At 72.3% G+C, this 16,772-nt stretch carries 13 protein-coding genes and 1 riboswitch; of the genes, 6 read left to right on the top strand and 7 right to left on the bottom strand.

Features of this window, described 5'->3' with window-relative positions:
• Window positions 1-17 precede the first annotated feature (17 nt).
• Complete coding sequence (locus ACN27C_RS30930) at window positions 18-1,082, bottom strand: SMP-30/gluconolactonase/LRE family protein (RefSeq protein WP_422749848.1); 1,065 nt, start codon at window positions 1,080-1,082, stop codon at window positions 18-20.
• A 346-nt stretch (window positions 1,083-1,428) separates the two neighbouring features.
• Here ACN27C_RS30930 and ACN27C_RS30925 point away from each other — a divergent pair, with 346 nt between their 5' ends.
• Window positions 1,429-2,091, top strand: a complete 663-nt coding sequence (locus ACN27C_RS30925) for a hypothetical protein (RefSeq protein ID WP_422749846.1) — start codon at window positions 1,429-1,431, stop codon at window positions 2,089-2,091.
• Window positions 2,092-2,120: 29 nt separating this feature from the next.
• On the opposite strand, the gene ACN27C_RS30920 is transcribed toward ACN27C_RS30925, so the two are convergent.
• On the bottom strand, window positions 2,121-3,209 hold the full coding sequence (locus ACN27C_RS30920; RefSeq protein ID WP_422749844.1) for an epoxide hydrolase family protein: 1,089 nt from the start codon (window positions 3,207-3,209) through the stop codon (window positions 2,121-2,123).
• Between the two features lie 260 nt (window positions 3,210-3,469).
• Here ACN27C_RS30920 and ygiD point away from each other — a divergent pair, with 260 nt between their 5' ends.
• Together ygiD and ACN27C_RS30910 are read left to right on the top strand one after the other, a co-directional pair.
• Window positions 3,470-4,315 carry a 4,5-DOPA dioxygenase extradiol gene (ygiD, locus tag ACN27C_RS30915; RefSeq protein WP_357824139.1) on the top strand — a complete coding sequence of 282 codons (846 nt, stop codon included), beginning with the start codon at window positions 3,470-3,472 and terminating at the stop codon, window positions 4,313-4,315.
• 27 nt (window positions 4,316-4,342) lie between these two features.
• On the top strand, window positions 4,343-5,098 hold the full coding sequence (locus tag ACN27C_RS30910; protein WP_422749842.1) for an ABC transporter permease: 756 nt from the start codon (window positions 4,343-4,345) through the stop codon (window positions 5,096-5,098).
• Window positions 5,099-5,211: 113 nt separating this feature from the next.
• Here ACN27C_RS30910 and ACN27C_RS30905 read toward each other — a convergent pair whose 3' ends face one another.
• The 5 genes from ACN27C_RS30905 to ACN27C_RS30885 all read right to left on the bottom strand — a co-directional run bounded on the left by ACN27C_RS30905 (window position 5,212) and on the right by ACN27C_RS30885 (window position 13,365).
• A complete protein-coding gene (locus ACN27C_RS30905; protein WP_422749840.1) occupies window positions 5,212-8,040 on the bottom strand; it encodes a hypothetical protein in 2,829 nt (942 codons plus the stop codon).
• A 32-nt stretch (window positions 8,041-8,072) separates the two neighbouring features.
• Window positions 8,073-9,644, bottom strand: a complete 1,572-nt coding sequence (locus tag ACN27C_RS30900; RefSeq protein ID WP_422749838.1) for a hypothetical protein — start codon at window positions 9,642-9,644, stop codon at window positions 8,073-8,075.
• Entirely contained in the window at window positions 9,641-11,311 is a 1,671-nt protein-coding gene (locus ACN27C_RS30895; RefSeq protein WP_422749836.1) for a hypothetical protein, read from the bottom strand. Before ACN27C_RS30895 ends, ACN27C_RS30900 begins: the two co-directional genes overlap by 4 nt.
• 204 nt (window positions 11,312-11,515) lie before the next feature.
• Window positions 11,516-12,154 (bottom strand): response regulator, encoded by a 639-nt coding sequence (locus ACN27C_RS30890; RefSeq protein ID WP_422749834.1) that lies wholly within the window; start codon window positions 12,152-12,154, stop codon window positions 11,516-11,518.
• On the bottom strand, window positions 12,151-13,365 hold the full coding sequence (locus ACN27C_RS30885; protein WP_422749832.1) for a sensor histidine kinase: 1,215 nt from the start codon (window positions 13,363-13,365) through the stop codon (window positions 12,151-12,153). Before ACN27C_RS30885 ends, ACN27C_RS30890 begins: the two co-directional genes overlap by 4 nt.
• Window positions 13,366-13,603: 238 nt before the next feature.
• On the opposite strand from ACN27C_RS30885, the gene ACN27C_RS30880 reads away from it, so the two are divergent.
• The 3 genes from ACN27C_RS30880 to ACN27C_RS30870 all read left to right on the top strand — a co-directional run bounded on the left by ACN27C_RS30880 (window position 13,604) and on the right by ACN27C_RS30870 (window position 16,770).
• Entirely contained in the window at window positions 13,604-14,629 is a 1,026-nt protein-coding gene (locus ACN27C_RS30880) for an ABC transporter permease (RefSeq protein WP_357899305.1), read from the top strand.
• Entirely contained in the window at window positions 14,626-15,309 is a 684-nt protein-coding gene (locus ACN27C_RS30875) for an ABC transporter ATP-binding protein (RefSeq protein WP_120570878.1), read from the top strand. The genes ACN27C_RS30880 and ACN27C_RS30875 overlap by 4 nt, the downstream gene beginning before the upstream one ends.
• A 126-nt stretch (window positions 15,310-15,435) precedes the next feature.
• A riboswitch (cobalamin riboswitch) is annotated at window positions 15,436-15,628 on the top strand.
• Between the two features lie 98 nt (window positions 15,629-15,726).
• On the top strand, window positions 15,727-16,770 hold the full coding sequence (locus tag ACN27C_RS30870; RefSeq protein ID WP_422749829.1) for a peptidase: 1,044 nt from the start codon (window positions 15,727-15,729) through the stop codon (window positions 16,768-16,770).
• The last annotated feature ends 2 nt before the right edge of the window (window positions 16,771-16,772 follow it).

The raw sequence follows: 16,772 nt of genomic DNA, 5'->3' as shown, positions 1-16,772 counted from the left end.
CCTTCCCGGGTTCTTGGTCAGTACGGGTAGCCGGGGACGTTGAGCCGCACGCTGTACAGGCCCGAGTCGTTCGTCCGGCCGGAGGTGATGTAGAGGGTCCGCCGGTCGGGTCCGCCGAACGCCACGTTGGTGGTGCCGGTGCCGCCGGAGCGGATCGTGCCGAGCTGCGCGCCGGCGGGCGAGTAGACGTGGACCAGCCCGTCCGAGCCGGAGGCCCAGTACACGTTGCCGGCGCAGTCGACGGTGACCCCGTCGGGACCGCCGATGTAGTTCACGAAGACGCTGCGGGCGCCGGTGCTGCCGTCGGGCTGGACGACGTACTTGTAGATCTTGTTCTCGGAGTAGGCGCCCACGTAGAGCGTGCCGCCGTCCGGGGAGAGCGCGATGCCGTTGGGTTGCCGCAGCCGGTCGTCCACCAGCGACACCTGGCCGCCGGAGACGCGGAAGACACTGGTACGTCCGCTCATCTGGTCGGGTCGGTTGCCGCGCTGGAAGCTGGGGTCGGTGAAGTAGACGACGCCGTCGGACCGGACCGTGACGTCGTTGGGTGAGTTGAACGCCCGGCCCTGGTAGTCGGCGGCGACGGTGCCGCGGGTCTGGTCGCTCAGCCGGTAAGCGGAGACGTTCCGCTGGTCGTGAGTGGCGGCGATGATCTGCTGGGCGTCGGGGCTGAGCGCCAGGCCGTTGCTGCCGGCGTCGGCGACGAAGGTGTCGAAGGTCGCGGGCGGGGTGAACCGGCGGATCGTGGAGGGCTGCACGTTGTCCGGCCCGGTGCCCGCGGCCATGTCGGACACCAGCAGGTAGCCGCCGTCGGCGATCCAGACCGGTCCTTCAAGGAACGAGAACCCGCTCCGGATCTTCGTCGCGGACACGGAACCGGCCGGCAGGGGCGGGCCGTACCCGGCGCCCTCCGGGCAGACCCCGGGGGGCGCGCCGGGTGGGCCGGTGAACGGGTTGGTGTGAACGTTCACATCAGAGGCGTCCCGAGGTGCCGGGGGTGCGGGTGCGGCACCGACGGGGCCGGGTGCGGTGAGCGCCAGGTACAGGCCGGTGAGTGCGGCGATGGTTGGACGCCAGGTCATCGGGTACTCCCATCGGGGTCGGCGAATGCTTGGTTGGGTCGGTCCCGGCCCCGCCATCACCTACCATTGATCAATGTCGATGTATATGGAACGCAGCTTAGGCGAGGAAGCGGCGCCCCGCATCAGTTGTCCACGATCACCTTCGGCGCATGCCCCGACAGGCACCCGATGACCTGGCCGGGTCGCTCAGCCCGTCGTGCCGGCCGCCCCGACCGGCGGTTGCTCGGTCGGCTACGCGGCGAACGCCTGGCTGTCCCAATGGCTGATCATGTCGCCCATCAGCGCGGCCCGGACGTTGAGTCGAGAGGATCTGGACCACTCCTGCCATGGTTGAAATGATCCGGACGTGAAGGCTGATGCCACAGGCCGTCCCAGCCTGGACGAGGTACGCGAATACCAGGTGACGCGACTCAACCACGCCTTGCGCCGGCCGGGCATGTGGGGCGGCGAGACCGCCTTGCGACTGTTGATGGACGCGGTGGCCTTCGTCGACGGGCTCGACGAGGTCTGGCAGGCAGAGTGTGAGCAGCTCCGTGCGCGGGGAGCCGCCAATTCGCTCGGTGTGCGCGGAGCCTTCTCCGAGATCCTGCCCGGATACCGCGACGACGGAGCGGTGGCCTCGGTCTACGCCGACATCGCCTGGCGGCATGGCTGGCTCAAGGTTGATCGGACGCTCTCCGCCGATGACTTCCAGCGGCTACGTGACGAAGCCACCCGTTGGTGTGCCCAAGACCGCTACCTCGATGAGGCCCTGGTCGAACTCGGGGCACCCGCCGTGCTGTTCGGCGGTAGCAATCCCTGCTATCCCAAGACCCTGGCCTACGCCGCCGACCGCGCCACTGGGCTGATCTGCCTGCACTTCGCCGGCACGTGCGACTGGAACACCACACAGCCGCAGCCGGAATCCCCACCGGTGCTGCTGGCGATCCGCCACGGCGACGGCGCCTTCGCGGACACCTTCACTCTCACACCGACAGGCTCCACCTACCGCTACGAAGCCGACCGTTGACCAGCCGCACACCAGGTGGAGTTCCTGGATCATCGCAGCGCGTTGAAGAAGGCGCGCAGGTCGGCAGCGAGCAGGTCGGGTTCTTCCTGGGCGAGGAAGTGGCCGCCGACGGTGGGCTCGCGCCAGTGGGTGAGGTTGGCGTAGGTGCGTTCGGCGAACGACCGGGGCAGGCCGGCGTCCTCCACGCTGACCGTGATGCCGGCGGGCACGTCGACCATCGGCAGATGCGGGGCCAGGTGGTCGTCGCGGTAGGGCCGGAAGGACGTGCCGATGCAGTTGGTGACCCAGTACAGCATCACGGTGGTCAGCAGCTCGTCGAAGTCGAACCGGCGGGAGATGTCGCCGCCGCAGTCGCTCCAGCGCTGGTACTTCTCGACGATCCACGCGGCCAGGCCGGACGGCGAGTCGCTCAGGGCGGCCGCAAGGGTGTCGGGCCGTGTCTCCTGGAGGAATCCGTAGCCCCAGTCGTCTTGGGCCTTCGCGTCGAGCTTGGCGACGAACGCCTCCTCGGCCGGGCTGAGGTCGTCCCTGCGGTCCGCCGGCGGGAACTTGATGTGCTGCGAGAAGACCCCGATGACCCGATCTGCGTGGCGGGCGCCGAGCCACGTCGTCACGCCGGAACCGATGTCGCCACCGTAGGCGCCGAAGCGGTCGTAGCCCAGACGGGTCATCAGCTCGGCCCACACGTCCGCGACAGCCGCCTCGGTCGTAGGGCCCTCGGCGAGTGGTCCGGAGAAGACGAAGCCGGGCAGGCTCGGTATGACGAGGTCGAAGTCTGCGAGCCGGGACACCAGGGGCAGCATCTCCGTGTAGGTGCCGGGCCAGCCATGGGTCAGGATCAGCGCCGTGGCGTCGGGCGATGCCGAGCGGACATGAACGAAGTGGACCGGCGCGCTCCGGACCGTGGTGACGAACTGCGGGTACCGATTGAGGGCACGTTCGACCGCACGCCAGTCGAATCCGTCGAGCCAGTACCGCACCAGATCTGCCAGGTACCCAGGGTCGGTGCCGGCGGCCCACGGCTCTCCCGGGGCGGCCGGCGCGAACCTCGTCCGCGAAAGCCGAGCGCGCAGGTCGTCCAGGACGGCGTCGGGCACGTCGATGCGGAAGGGCGTCACCCGATCATGGTCCCATCGCCAGGAGTCACTGGGCAGCCGCCCGAACGGGCAGGCTGCCGCCGCGGTGTGACCGCACTCGGTCGGCAGCCACGATCCGGGAGACTCGATCAACGCCTCCGGAGGAGCGTGATTCAGGCCGGAACCGCTGCCAGGTGGCACTATCGTGACCCTCAGGTCCGGCAGGCCGCGCCGTGCGAACCGGTCCTCCAGGGAGGGAAGTTCACGTGCCTTCAGACGTACATCCGGGCTCGGAGGTCTTGATGCCCGCGGCGTTCCTGGGCCACGGCAACCCCATGAACGCCCTCGAGGTCAACCGGTACACCTCGGCGTGGAGAGCCTTCGGCGCCGCGGTGCCGCGTCCCCGCGCGATCCTGGTCGTCAGTGCCCACTGGTACATCAACGCCACGGCCGTCACCGCGATGCCCCGGCCGAGGACCATTCACGACTTCTACGGGTTCCCCCAGGAGCTGTTCGACGTGCAGTACCCGGCGCCGGGACTGCCCGAGCTGGCTGAGGAGATCAGTGACGTCGTCCATCCGACCTGGGTCGGGGCGGACGTCGACAGCTGGGGCATCGACCACGGCACCTGGTCGGTGCTGCTGCACGCCTTTCCGGACGCGTCGATTCCCGTCGTCCAGCTCAGCATCAACGCCGACAAGCCGATGGACTACCACCTTCAACTCGGCGCCCGGCTCGCTCCGCTGCGCCGGCGCGGCGTGCTGATCGTGGCGAGCGGCAACGTCGTGCACAACCTGCGCGGCATGGACTGGGCGCTGGCCGACGACGGCTTCGACTGGGCGCGGCGCTTCGACGAGGACGCCAAGGCCCGGATGTTGACCGACCCGGGCGAGTACGCGACCCTCGACGCTCACGGGGACTTCCGCCGTGCGGTACCGACACCGGATCACTTCATCCCCGCGTTGTACCTCGCCGGTCTGGCCGCCGCCATGGACACCCCCGACACCGAGGTTCTCGTCGACGGCTACGCCTACGGCTCGCTGTCCATGACGGCCTACACCCTGGGCATGTCCTGTCCGCCGGCTGCCGGCCGCGGCGGCTCCCCGCAGCCACCGCCCGGTCTGCCGCCGGACGGCTCCAACATCTGAGCAAGCGCCGGCTGGTCGAATGGTCCCATGGATCAAGGTGCAGTCGCGGTGGGCCCGGCGCTCGCCGCCGTACTCGTAGTTCTGGTGCTCGTCGCCGTGGCGACGGTGCGGGCCGGCCGGCTCGGCCACGCCCGTGGCATCGCCACGGCGGCGCTGCGCGCGGTCGTGCAGTTGTGCGCCGTGGCGCTGCTCATCACTGCCGTCCTGCGGTCGTGGTGGGCCAGCGCCGGGTTCATCACGCTGATGATCCTGGTCGCGGCGGCGACCTCCGCGCGCCGGGTCAGCTCGCTTCGCCTCGGCTGGCCGGTGCTGGCGCCGATCGCGGCCGGCGCGCTCCCGGCCTGCGCCCTCGTCGTGGCCTCCGGCACGGTGCCGCTGACCGAGGTCGCTGTCGTTCCGATCGCCGGGATCCTCATCGGCGGGGCGATGACGGCTACCTCGCTGGCGGGCCGCCGCGCACTGGACGAGCTTCGCGACCGCCATGGCGAGTACGAGGCGGCCCTGGCGTTGGGCCTCGTGCCGCGGGATGCGGCGCTGGAGATCTGCCGGCCCAGCGCGGGGCAGGCGCTGGTGCCCGCGCTGGACCAGACCCGCACCGTCGGCCTGGTCACGCTCCCCGGTGCCTTCGTCGGTGTGCTGCTCGGCGGCGGCACACCCGTCCAGGCCGGGGCGGCCCAACTACTGGTCCTGGTCGCGCTCCTGGCCGTCGAGGCGATCGCCGTCGCGGTGACCGTCGAGCTGGTCGCCAACGGACTGCTTCGCCGACCGAGCCCTGCCGTCTAGCTCCCGCTTCGACGTCTGATCGCCTGGCGGGAAAGAACCCGAAGGCGGGATGGAGCCGCTACGCGATAGGTGGGAGCGGGACCCGACGGCCGACGCGGACCTCCTCACCGGGATCAACCGGTGACGGGCTCCGGGCCGGTGGCACCGCCGGCAGGCTCCGGCCCGCCGACCGGCGGGTTGAGGTCGGGGCCGGCCTGCAACTGGACGAGCGAGGTGGGTGTGACGACCTCCCACGGATCACCGACGGCTACCTCCTCGCCCGGCCGGTCGAGAGCGTCGGCGATCAGCTCCTCGATCGGCGGGTACGGATTGCCGCCGTCCCGCCACGGCCGTGGCGACAGGGTGGGCACCTGGGAGGAGGCGAGATACCCGCCGACGGCGTACTCGTAGCCGGGGCGTACCGGCACGATGACCCGGGCCGCGCCGGCCTGCAGGAACGCCTGGTGCAACGCGTCGCTGCTGGTGCGGCTGCGTACGGTGACCCAGCGGTCCCGGCCCGCCCACTGGTAGGGGTAACACAGGTAGGTCAGGTTCTCCCACTCGAAGACCTCCTCGAAGAACTGGATGTGGTCGGCTTCGGCGGTGATCTGCATCCGGTCGATGCGGGGAGCCTCGTCGTCGGGAGTGTCCAGGGCCCCGTACAGGTCGAACTCCTGCCCGGTGAGCACGGTCTGGCAGGCCCGCTTGAGTTCCAGCATCTCCAGCTGCCGGAGGCCGGCCGCCGACCCGCTCGCCTGGTAGGCGGTGCGTGCCTGCCGGCGTGCCTGGTCGTTGTCGTAGGCGGAGCGCTGGGCCAGGTATCCGGCTCGGATCGTCTCCCAGGCCCGCAGCCGCCACGCCGCGAACGCGCCGTCGGTCCGGGTGCACCGCACCCGCACCACGACGGTGAGCCCGCCCCGCTGGTCGGTGCTGATGCCGATCGGGACCGGACCGGGGACCGGTGAGTCGAAGTCGATCTTCGCATTGCCGACGCTCTCGTTGAGGGTCACCCGGTGCTCTCCGATCGCGACCTGCGCGGCCTGCGGCGGGTTGCCGACGTCGGTGGGGTATTCGCCCTCGGACAGGCCCCAGGTGGTCCAGACGTACGCCCTGCTCGCCTCGTAGCCGGCCGGTACCGCGACCTCGCCGGTGTAGGAGGCGTACCCCCATTCGGGCTGAGACTTGTCAGTGGAGTTCTTGGGATGGTCGAACGGCCGGGCGGCCGGGTCGACGAAGGTGGCGGTGGCGAAGACCTCCGGGTCCGGGGGCGGCTCGACGCCGAAGACGTCCCAGCGGGCGGCCTTGGCGGCCCAGTTGTCGTCGTCCAGGTCGTCGACGTCGAGGAACCAGGCGGGCGGTTTGGGGACGGCGCCCGCGCTGGTGTCCTCGGACGTCCGGGTGCTCAGCCAGACCAGCGTGGCGGCGGGCTCGGGGACGACGAACTCCAGCATCAGCCGCTCGCCGTAGTTGTAGACCTGCGCCTGGTCGACCTTGTCCAGCCAGCGGTAGACGCCGCTGATGTTCGCGGCGCCGGCGGCGTTGTCGAAGGAGTGGGTGTTGGTCTCGGTGACCCGGACGCTGCTGGTGGTGGTGCGGCGTTGACCGGTCTCGGTACGCAGGAGCTGCGTGGCGCTCTCGGTGATCGTCTTGGCGTACGACACCGCGGAGCTGCTGCTCGTCTCGGTCGAGGTGGACTGGTCGGCGTTGATCTCGATTCCGGCCTGGACCGGCCCGAGGCCGCTGGACACGCTGACGCCCAGCGAGGTGGAGCTCTGCTGCGACGCCGCCGTCGCCAACGCCCGGTCCAGGCTGTTCTGCTCGGTGGACGCGAGTTCCTCGGTGGACGCGTCGATCGTCTTACTGATCGTGGTCACGGTTTCGCTGGTGCGGGTGTCGGCCACGTGGGACCGGCCGCGCGTCTCGCTGGCGAGCACGTTCTCGACGTACGAGATCTCGCCGGGCTGGTAGCGCAGCAGCGCGGTACGGATGACCATGAGGTCGCCCCGGCCGGCGATGCGGGTGTACGCGTCCAGCACCGGCACCTTCGGCTGCCCCGGATAGGGCAGCGGCTCGGCCGGGCCGGGATGCGACGGGATCGGTTCGGCGTCGCCCGGGTCCAGTTTCGCGGTCGCCCGGCGCCGGGCGTCGTCCTGCTCGGCGAAGAACACCCGGGCGAGGCGGCTCAGCGTCGTGGTGTCCGGGACACCCAGGTCGGCCGCGGCCTGCGTGGTGGCCGCGATGGCCGGACCGAGATCGGGAAAGCCGCTGTTCCGCAGGTCCCGTACGGTGGCGTCGCTCAGGCCGATAGCGCCGGCCCGGGCGCGTAGCCGCCGCAGGGTCTGGCCGAGGTCGGCGAACCGGCCGGCCCGATCGGCGTCCGGGTCGGTCCGCGGGGGCGCCGGCGGGTCCGGAAGCAGCACGTCGCGTCCGCCGAGCAGGGCCCGGACCAGACACGCCGCGTCGGCGTCGGAGCGGGCGAGGCGCAGCAGCGTCATCCCGCGCAGCACGCGGACCAGCACGACGGCTGCCGGTGACCGGGGGATCCGCAGGAACCGGCCCAGCACCAGCACGTCCACCACCCAGCCGGTCAGCTCCGCCGCGGCCGTGGTGAGCTGTCCGGCGTCCAGGTCGTGCTCGGTGGCCCACCCGGCGACGCCGTCGCGCAGCCCACCGACGGTCAGCCGGGCGTCGACGGCCACCCGGAGCAACAGCCACAGCGTCTGCCTGCCGAGCTCGTCGAGGCGGTCGTCCCGCGCCGCCAGCCGTTTGGCCAGCAGCCGCCGCGCCCGGTCGTCGTCGCCCTCGGTGACGACCTCCCGGACCGGATCCGACCAGGCGTCCCGGAAGTCGACGACCGCGTCGATCAGTTTCGGGCCGGTGGTGCAGGCGTCGGGGGCGGCGTCGCCCTCCCGGCGCAACTGGACGAACCGCAGGCCCACGTGGGTGGTGACAGGGGTGGTCATGGTTCCCCTCCGGTCTCCCGACTCGCTTGTGGTCAGATCTTCGGCAGGTGCAGGGCCGCGGGCATGCCGTACGCGGCGAGGTGTGTGTTGAGCCGGTCCACGAGCTGGTTCCATTCGGCCCGCACGTGTGTGTTCTGGCCGGCCGTCGTCTTCACGGCCTTCTGCCACTCGTCCTCGTGCAGTGCGCCGACCAGTTCCGCGAGGGTGAACTGGTCGAACGCCACGATCGGTTCGTCGGCGCGCGGCGTGTCGGTGAGCGGGAACGCCCACAGCGTCCCGCCGCCCGTCAGGGGGGAGTCGGCCGCACGGGCGGCGTCGTCGTACGCCGCCACGTCGCGGAGGGTGGGTACCGCCCGGTTGCCGTACCTGTCGACGCGCGTGACGCCGTCGAACATCCGACCGGCGTGCAGGTCGACCCGGGCGTGCTCCCAGGGGGAGAGGAGCTGGAGGTTGGCCGGTTCGGCGGCGCCGGTGAGCATCGACAGCCGGCTGGCCCAGACGGTCTCGTCCAGGTGGTTGCCCAGCCGATGCGCCCAGTCGTTCATGCGCTTGGTGAACCGCTGGACCAAGCCGTGCTCCCATTCGCGGGAGCGGGTCCGTACGTTCCAGGCGCCCGGCAGGCGGAGGGCCATCTCGAACAGCTCGTCCCGGGACCTCCGGTAGTACGGATCCCGGGCGTACCGTGTCTCGAGGTTCGTGGGGTCTCCGGTCCTGCCGGCGGTGTCGCTGCCGTGGTGGCTCCACAGCCGGTGCAGCGTGGCGTCGTCGGCCTCGATGAAGGCCTCGTCCTCCAGCCGGGCAGCCAACTCCCACCGCGCCTGCTCGGCGGTCCGGTCGTTGACCTTCTCCCGCACGAGCTTGAAGTGGTACACCGGCGAGTCGCCGGTCGTGATCATGTGGGCGATCTGCGGTTCGGACAGCAGCAGGTCGGGGTCGTAGTCCCAGGCGTGCAGCACGTCCTCGCTCTTCAGCCCCAACGTCCGGAACAGGGTGACACCGCGGGCGTCCAGCGGGATGTCTCGCCCCCACGCCCGCGAGGCCATCACCATCCCGATGGTGCGGTTGCCGCGGGCGGTGACGAGCTTTCCGTAAGCCGGATAGTGCAGGTCCGGCCCGGTCGGCGCGTTCATCGGGATGACGTTGAGCTCCTCGGGCAACGCGACGTGGTGCCCGATCTGGTAGCGGTACCTGCTGTAGGCGATGCCGCCGTCGTACGGTGTCGGGCCGAACCGGAAGTCGTGGAACGCCTGGACGAGCGCCTGGCGGTACAGGTCGGGGTCGGTGGTGCGCAGCATGGTCGCGGCGGCGGGCCCGAGCAGCGAGTCGACGATGCCGTGGAACAGCGAGTCGGCGGTGCCGCCGGCGAGGAACTCGCCGGTCGTCAGCCGTGGGTTGTCCCGCCGGGCCGCCTGGTAGAGATTCTGCAGGTACGCGGATTCCAGCGCGACACCGGAACGGTCGACGAGTTGCGCCGGATCGCGCAGGAACGCGGTCGGGACCGGCGTCACCGCCCTGGTCGCCGCCGTCTTCGCGGCCTGGGCGGTCAGCTTCTGCTGGGCCATCAGCAACCCCTGCTGCTGCACCAGCCCCACCGGCCGGGTCACGGCGACACCCGCGGCAGTTCGTCGATCAGGGCGGCGGCCAGGTCGGCGTCCACCGGGGCGGCTGCCGCCGCCGCCCGCGCCAGTCGGGGGAGCGGCACGTCACCACGGGTCAGCACCCGCCGGCCGGCGGCCAGCAGCGAACCACCGACCCGGTCCACCACGGGCGGCACCAGTACGCCACCCAGCGTCAGCGCCGCCGTCAGGCCGCTCATCGGCTGCCCGTCGAGATCCCTGCCGGTCAACACGTACGCGGCGACCGAACCGAGATCACGCAGGTCGTACATGGCTTGGACGGTGGGAACGGGGACGAACTGGCCCACCGTCGCCACCACGTGGACGATCTCCTCCAGAGTGGCCGGCCGGGCCGGCAGATCCCGCACCGGCACCACTTCGTCGGTGATCTCCAGGGGTACGTCGTCGAAGTGGGTGGCCACCCGCTCCCGATAGCGGACGATCCCCTTGACGGTGCTCACCCCGGCGGCGCCGACCGAGTCGTCGAGGAACACCCGCACCCCGGCGGTGCGGATCACGGTCAGCTGCCACACCGGTCCGTCGGGCGTCGTGGTGGCCGGGCCGCCGACCGGCTCGCCGTCGGAGTCCAGCAGATCCAGCCGGTAGGCGAAGCGGTCCTCGGCGCCGGCCGGGTCGACCCGGATGTGGATCGGCAGCGGCGCGCTGTCGGGTACCCCGCCCAGCCAGTCGACGTAGGTGTCGTACACGTCCTTGGCCAGCGTGAACGCGATGTCGTCGAGGACCGAGGCGGCGGCGACGAACCAGTCGGGCTGCCAGGACCAGGGCTGACCGCGAGGCGGGCGGCCCTGCTCGGGGCGGATCAGCACCAGGTCGAGTCCGTCCACCCGGACCTGCTGGACGGCCGTCGGCAGCAGCGCGCCGCCGACCCCCTCGACCGCCGCGTCCAGCGCGACGGTCCCGGCCACCAGGTCGGGTTCGGTGAGCGGGGCCGCCCGCAGCGGACCGCCGAGCGGTGGCAGCGTGTCCGGGTGCCGGTGGCGCTGGATCTCGAAGGCCAGGCTCTGGTCGCAGCGGGTGGGTCCGTCCCCGGGCAGGTACGCGGCTCGCAGCGCCCGCAGCCCGTCCGCGCCGAGCAGTGGCCGCGCCGAGAACGACACGCCCGGCGCCATGGCCAGCAGCAGCCGCATCGCGCTCCAGTGCACCAGCGGGGTGGCCTTCGGGTCCGCCTCCTCGATCTCGAAGGCGCGCGCGGGCGTGAACGCGTATCCCATCGGCAGCGGCGCGTACGAGATCGTCTCTCCGCCGACCACGACGCTCCGTTCGGCACCGGCGATCCGGTGCTCGACCCTCAGGTCGAAGACCAGCGGCTGGGCGGCGTCGACGTCGGTCACCATGACGGCGGACGCCTCCGGCCGCCGGTCCGCGTGCGCCGCGGTGGCGGCCTCGTAGCACCACCCGGGCAGATAGCTCACGGTCAGCGAATCGGCGCCGTCGAAGCGGACGTGCAGGACGTTGCTCATCGCGTCGAGGCACACGAACACCGGATCTGCCGGTGCACCGCCGTACAGTTCCAGCCAGCGGCCCTCGCCCTCGACCGCGGTGTCGAGGGTCAGCCAGACGTCCTCCAGCACGGCGCGCAGTGGCCGGGCCGCCTCGTCGGCAGCCTCCAGAAGGGTCGGTGGACCCGGGGCCATGGTTGGCAGCGTATCCACGGCGTGTCACGCTGCAGTCACCTGTCGGTCACTCGCGCGCGGGAAAGCGGACAGCGCGGAATCGGACAGGCCGCTCGACCCGCGTCGGCGCGGCGACACCGCAGGAGACCCAGGAACCGGGGCCAATGGCCGTCGGAGGGTGAGCGGTGACCGGCGGGTGGGAACAGGCGACCGTCGGACACCCGGTCAGCGGCGGATGAGGCCGAGGTCGGTGGCGGTGGCGACGGCGGCGGTGCGAGAGTCGACGCCGAGTTTGGCGTAGATGCGGGCCAGGTGGGACTTGACCGTGCCCTCGGTCAGGTAGAGGCGGGCGCCGATGGCCTGGTTGGACAGACCGTCAGCAACCAGCGCGATGACCTCGGTCTCGCGTCGGGTCAGGGCGGTGCCCGGCGTACGCAGGCGGTTCATCAGCCGGTCCGCGACGGCGGGCGCCAGCGTGGTGCGTCCGGCGGCGGCGGTGCGGACGGCGGCGGCCAGGTCCTCGGGTGGGGCGTCCTTGAGGAGGTAGCCGGTGGCGCCGGCCTCGATGGCGGGCAGGGTGTCGGCGTCGGAGTCGTAGGTGGTGACGATCAGCACGCGCGGCGCTCCCGGGCGGGCGGTGATCCGGGCGGTGGCTTCGACGCCGCCCATGCCCTTGCCGAACTGGAGGTCCATCAGTACGACGTCGATGTCGCCTTCGGCGGCGCGGGTGACGGCATCCTCGGCGGTCGCGGCCTCGGCCACGACGACGAGGCCGGGTTCGGTTTCCAGCACGGCGCGCAGCCCGGCCCGTACGACGGGGTGGTCGTCGGCCAGCAGGAGGCGGATGGGGGCGTCGTCGGTCACGGGCGGCCCTCGGGCTCGGTGGGTTGGGTGAGGGGAAGCCGGGCGGTCAGGTCGGTGCCGTGACCGGGCGCGGACTCGACGGCCAGGGTGCCGCCGAGGGTGTCCATGCGGGCACGCATGGCCGCCAGGCCGAAGCCGCCGCTGTCGGCGTCGGGGGCGGACGTCCGTTCGGGGTCGAAGCCGCGCCCGTCGTCGACGACGTGCAGGGCGACGTGGTCGCCGAGATTGCTGAGGGTGACCTCGGCGGTGGTGGCCCGGGCGTGCCGGACCGTGTTCGCGAGGGCGGACTGGGCGACACGCAGGAGAGCCACCTCCTGGGCGGTCGACAGCGGCACGGGGTCGCCGACGAGGTGGAAGCGCGCGGTGAGGCGGTGGCGGGCGCTGGTGGTGGTGCACAGGCGCTCCAGTGCACCGGCCAGGGTGGTGCCCTCCAGGGCGGGCGGGGTGAGTGCGGCGACGAAGCGCCGGGCCTCGGCGAGGTTGTCCACGGCGACCTGGCGGGCCGCGTCGACGTGGCCCGCGGCGGCGTCGGTCCGGCCGGGCAGGGCGCGCTCGGCGGCGCGCAGCAGCAGCTGGATGCTGGACAGGCCCTGGGCGAGGGTGTCGTGGATCTCGCGGGCCAGACGCTCGCGTTCGGCGAGTACGCCGGCGGTGTGCTGGGCCCGGGCCAGGTCGGCCCGGGTGGCGGTGAGTTCCTCGATCAGTTGCCTGCGCTGCTCGCTCTCCCGGTACAGCGCCTGGTATCCCCACACCACCCCGACGGCGACGGCGGCGCCGAGCGCGGGACCGATCGCCACGGCCGGGGTGAAGGAGCCGGTGTGGGCGGCGAACCCGGCGACGGCAGCCGCGGCGGTGACGATCACGGCAGCCAGGCCGGCGCGGCGCGGCAGCAGGTGGAGCTGGAGGAAGTACAGCGGAAAGGCCACCCAGATCGCGTCGGGGGACAGGCCCAGCAGCAACAGCCACACGGCGCCCACGGCGGCCAGCCACCACGCGGCGGTCCGCCGCGAGCGGCGGATGCGGGGAAGGAACGGCCCGGCGGCGTACGTCAGGCCGAACGCCGCCGCAGCAGCGACGATCAGTCCGGCGTGGGGCCGGTCGACGGCCACCGCCCGGCCGGCGACCAGGACGAGCAGGCCGGCGATCAGCAGGTGAAGGCACCAGGCCAAGGCCCGGATGGTCGGCGTCAGGACGGGGGCAGCGGTGCTCACAGTGCGTCCCACGTTACCGAGGCAGGCGGCCCGGGGGCCTCTATCGAAAGTTAGAACCCGGGTGCCGTCTTCCGGCCCGCGAAGTGCCGTCCTACGCCAGACGCGCACACGGGCGTCGGCAGCGATGGTGGATCCATACCGCTTCCACCGCTGGAAAGGACAGGCCGAGGCCGTGTTCGTCGCCTGGAGAGATCTGAAGTTCGCCAAGGGGCGCTTTGCCCTGATGGGGACCGTCATCATGTTGATCACCCTGCTGGTCGGGCTGCTGTCCGGGTTGACGGCCGGACTGGGCCAGCAGAACGTCTCGGCCATCACCGGCCTGCCCGCCGACAGGATCGCCTTCCAGGCACCCGGCGACGGCCAGAGTGTGTCGTACTCCAACTCCACGGTCACCGAGAAGCAGTGGGAGCAGTGGGCCGAGGCCCCCGGAGTCACCGGTGCCGAGCCGCTGGGCATCACCACCACCAAGGCCACCGCCGGGGACAGAAGCGCCGGGGTCTCCGCCTTCGGCGTCCGGCCCGGCTCCCGCCTGGCCCCCGACAGCGGCCGGATCGACGGGCGCTCGGCAGTGCTGTCCACCAAGGCCGCCGACGACCTCGGCGTGCAGGCCGGTGACTCGATCACGCTGGCCGCGCAGCAACTCACAGTGGCTGCAGTACGGGGCGACGCCTCCTTCAGTCACACCCCTGTGGTGTGGACCAGCTTGGACGCGTGGCAGCGGATCGCGCCTCCCACCGGCACCGGTGGCGGCGGCCCGACGGCCACCGTCGTCGCCCTGACCACCACCTCGGGGGCCGATCTGGCGGCCATCGACCGGCAGGCGGGCACCGAGACGGTCTTCGTCGACGACTCGCTGTCCGCGATCGGCTCCTACACCTCCGAGAACGGCTCCCTACAGCTGATGCGCGGCTTCCTGTTCGCCATCTCCGCCCTGGTCATCGGTGCCTTCTTCACCGTCTGGACCATCCAGCGCAGCGGTGACGTCGCCGTGCTGAAGGCACTCGGCGCCTCCACCGCCAACCTTCTCAAGGACGCCCTCGGACAGGCCGTCGTCCTGCTCACCGGCGGCACGCTGCTCGGCACCGGCATCGCCGCCGCCCTCGGCGCCCTCGTCGCCGGGTCCGCGGTGCCGTTCCTCCTGACCCCGGTGACCGTCCTGCTCCCCGCGGCCGTGATCGTCATCCTCGGCGCGCTCGGAGCCGCTCTGTCCATCCGCCGCATCACCTCCGTCGACCCGCTGACCGCCCTGGGGAGCGCCCGATGAGCCTGAACCTGACCGACGTCACCCTCACCTACCCCGACGGCGAGGGCCGCCTGACCGCCCTCGACCGCGTCACCCTGGACGTACCCAAGGGCAGCCTGACCGCAGTGATCGGCCCTTCCGGCTCCGGCAAGTCCAGCCTCCTCGCGGTCGCCGCCACCCTCATCACCCCCGACTCCGGCACCGTCACCGTCGACGGCACCCCCACCACCGGCATGATCAGGAGCGAACTCGCCGACCTGCGCCGCCGCAGGATCGGCATCGTCTTCCAGCAGCCCAACCTGCTGCCCTCCCTCACCGCCGCCGAGCAGCTCCAGGTCATGGCCCACATCGACGGCCGCCCGCCGGCCACGGCCCGCACCCGCGCCATGGAACTCCTCGACGCGGTCGGCCTCGCCGGCCAGGCCGACCGCCGGCCCCACCAGCTCTCCGGCGGCCAGCGCCAGCGCGTCAACATCGCCCGCGCCCTGATGAACGACCCCACCGTGCTGCTCGTCGACGAACCCACCAGCGCCCTCGACCACGAACGCGGCGCCGCCGTCATCGACCTGATCACCCGCCTCACCCACCAGCAGGCCACCGCCACCGTCCTGGTCACCCACGACCGCACGCTCCTCACCGCCGCCGACCAGATCGCCGAGGTCCACGACGGCCGCCTCCACCTTCCGGCACCGGCCCGCTGAAGCGGCGCGACCCACGAGCTGTCCGGCCCGCAGCAGCAACCCGGCGTACGCCGGGACGCCGGCCCGTCCCCGGCCGGCGGGAACGCGGTCGCGGCCGACGGAATGTGAGACCGCCGACTCCGCCGCTCGTCACGGCACGTGTGCGGCTCCTGGCGCATTGACACCGGGGCTACGGCCACATAAGACTGTCGCGACAACTGAACCACCGCGTGTACGTGCGGGGGAAGACCGGTCGAAATCCGGCGCTGGCCCGCAACGGTAGGCCGTCCAGTGGACTCTGGCGGCGAGCCCGAATACCCGTCGTACGCGTGAATCCGCTCCCCACCCGTCGTGGCCCACGGGTCGGAGTCCCGACCGACCCGGCGTTGCCGCATCGGCCGGGCTTTCGACGACCGCCGGGCCGGAAAGGCGCTTCCGATGGTCGTCCGCCGAAGCCGGCACCGCCTGCTCGCGCTCCTCTGCGGCGTGCTCGCCGCCCTCATCCTCACCACACCGGCCGTCGCCGCACCCGAGCGCGCCGCCCTCACCCGCCCCGAGGCCGCCGCCGGCTGGCTCGCCCGGCAACTGGTCGACGGGGAACGCTTCGAGGCGGTCTTCGACGGCGTCGCCTACCCCGACCAGGGGCTGACCCTCGACGCCGTGTTCGCCTTCGCCGCCGCGGGCGCCGCCGACGACTACAGCGCCGACGCGCTGGCCTGGGTCACCCGGCCGGACGTCCGCGACGGATACGTCGGCGACGGCGTCGCCGAGGCGTACGCGGGCGCCACAGCCAAGCTCGCCCTCGCCGTGCAGGTGCGCGGCGGCGACCCGGCCGACGTCGGCGGGGTCGACCTGATCGCCCGGCTGCGCTCGCTCCAGACGCCGGCCGGCCGGTTCAGCGACCGGTCCGCGTACGGCGACTACAGCAACGCGTTCAGCCAGTCCTTCGCGCTGCTGGCGCTGGACCGCACAGCGGCCGGGGCGCCACCGGCGGCGGCCGCCTGGCTGGCCGGCACCCGATGCCCGGACGGCGGCTACCCGCTGCTGCCCGCGCAACCGGTCTGCGTGTCCGACGTGGACGCGACCGCGCTCGCGACGCAGGCGCTGCGCGCCGCGGGGCGTCCGGCCGACGCCGCCGCCGGGCTGCGCTGGCTCGTGTCCGTCCAAGGTGCCGACGGCGGCTTCGCCAACGCCGCCGGCGCGCCGAACGCCAACAGCACCGGCCTCGCCGCGCAGGCCCTGCGCGACGGCAGCCGGCCCCTGGCCTGGGCGCGCGCCCGGGTGTTCCTCGCCGGACTCCAGGTCGGCTGCGCCGGGGCACCGGCGGACCGGGGCGCTGTCGACTTCGACGGCGGCGGCTTCGACCCGGCCACCGCGCCGCGGGCCACCGCCCAGGCCGTCCTCGGTCTCACCGGGACCGGGTACGCCCGCCTGTCCGCCGCCGGTGCCGAACCCGGCGCGCCGGCGCTCGCCTGCCCGTGAAC

This window comes from Micromonospora sp. WMMD1219, assembly GCF_049315215.1.
GTDB lineage: Bacteria > Actinomycetota > Actinomycetes > Mycobacteriales > Micromonosporaceae > Micromonospora > Micromonospora tulbaghiae.
Note: the sequence above shows the minus strand (reverse complement) of the source record. Positions and strands in the feature narration are given on the sequence as shown.

Bases quoted from the DNA above. Each gene is read 5' to 3' on its own strand.
- ACN27C_RS30930 (WP_422749848.1), bottom strand. From the start codon at position 1,082: ATGACCTGGCGTCCAACCATCGCCGCACTCACCGGCCTGTACCTGGCG.
- ACN27C_RS30875 (WP_120570878.1), top strand. From the start codon at position 14,626: ATGAGCCTGAACCTGACCGACGTCACCCTCACCTACCCCGACGGCGAG.
- ACN27C_RS30880 (WP_357899305.1), top strand. From the start codon at position 13,604: ATGTTGATCACCCTGCTGGTCGGGCTGCTGTCCGGGTTGACGGCCGGA.
- ygiD (WP_357824139.1), top strand. From the start codon at position 3,470: ATGCCCGCGGCGTTCCTGGGCCACGGCAACCCCATGAACGCCCTCGAG.
- ACN27C_RS30895 (WP_422749836.1), bottom strand. From the start codon at position 11,311: ATGGCCCCGGGTCCACCGACCCTTCTGGAGGCTGCCGACGAGGCGGCC.
- ACN27C_RS30910 (WP_422749842.1), top strand. From the start codon at position 4,343: ATGGATCAAGGTGCAGTCGCGGTGGGCCCGGCGCTCGCCGCCGTACTC.
- ACN27C_RS30870 (WP_422749829.1), top strand. From the start codon at position 15,727: ATGGTCGTCCGCCGAAGCCGGCACCGCCTGCTCGCGCTCCTCTGCGGC.
- ACN27C_RS30905 (WP_422749840.1), bottom strand. From the start codon at position 8,040: ATGACCACCCCTGTCACCACCCACGTGGGCCTGCGGTTCGTCCAGTTG.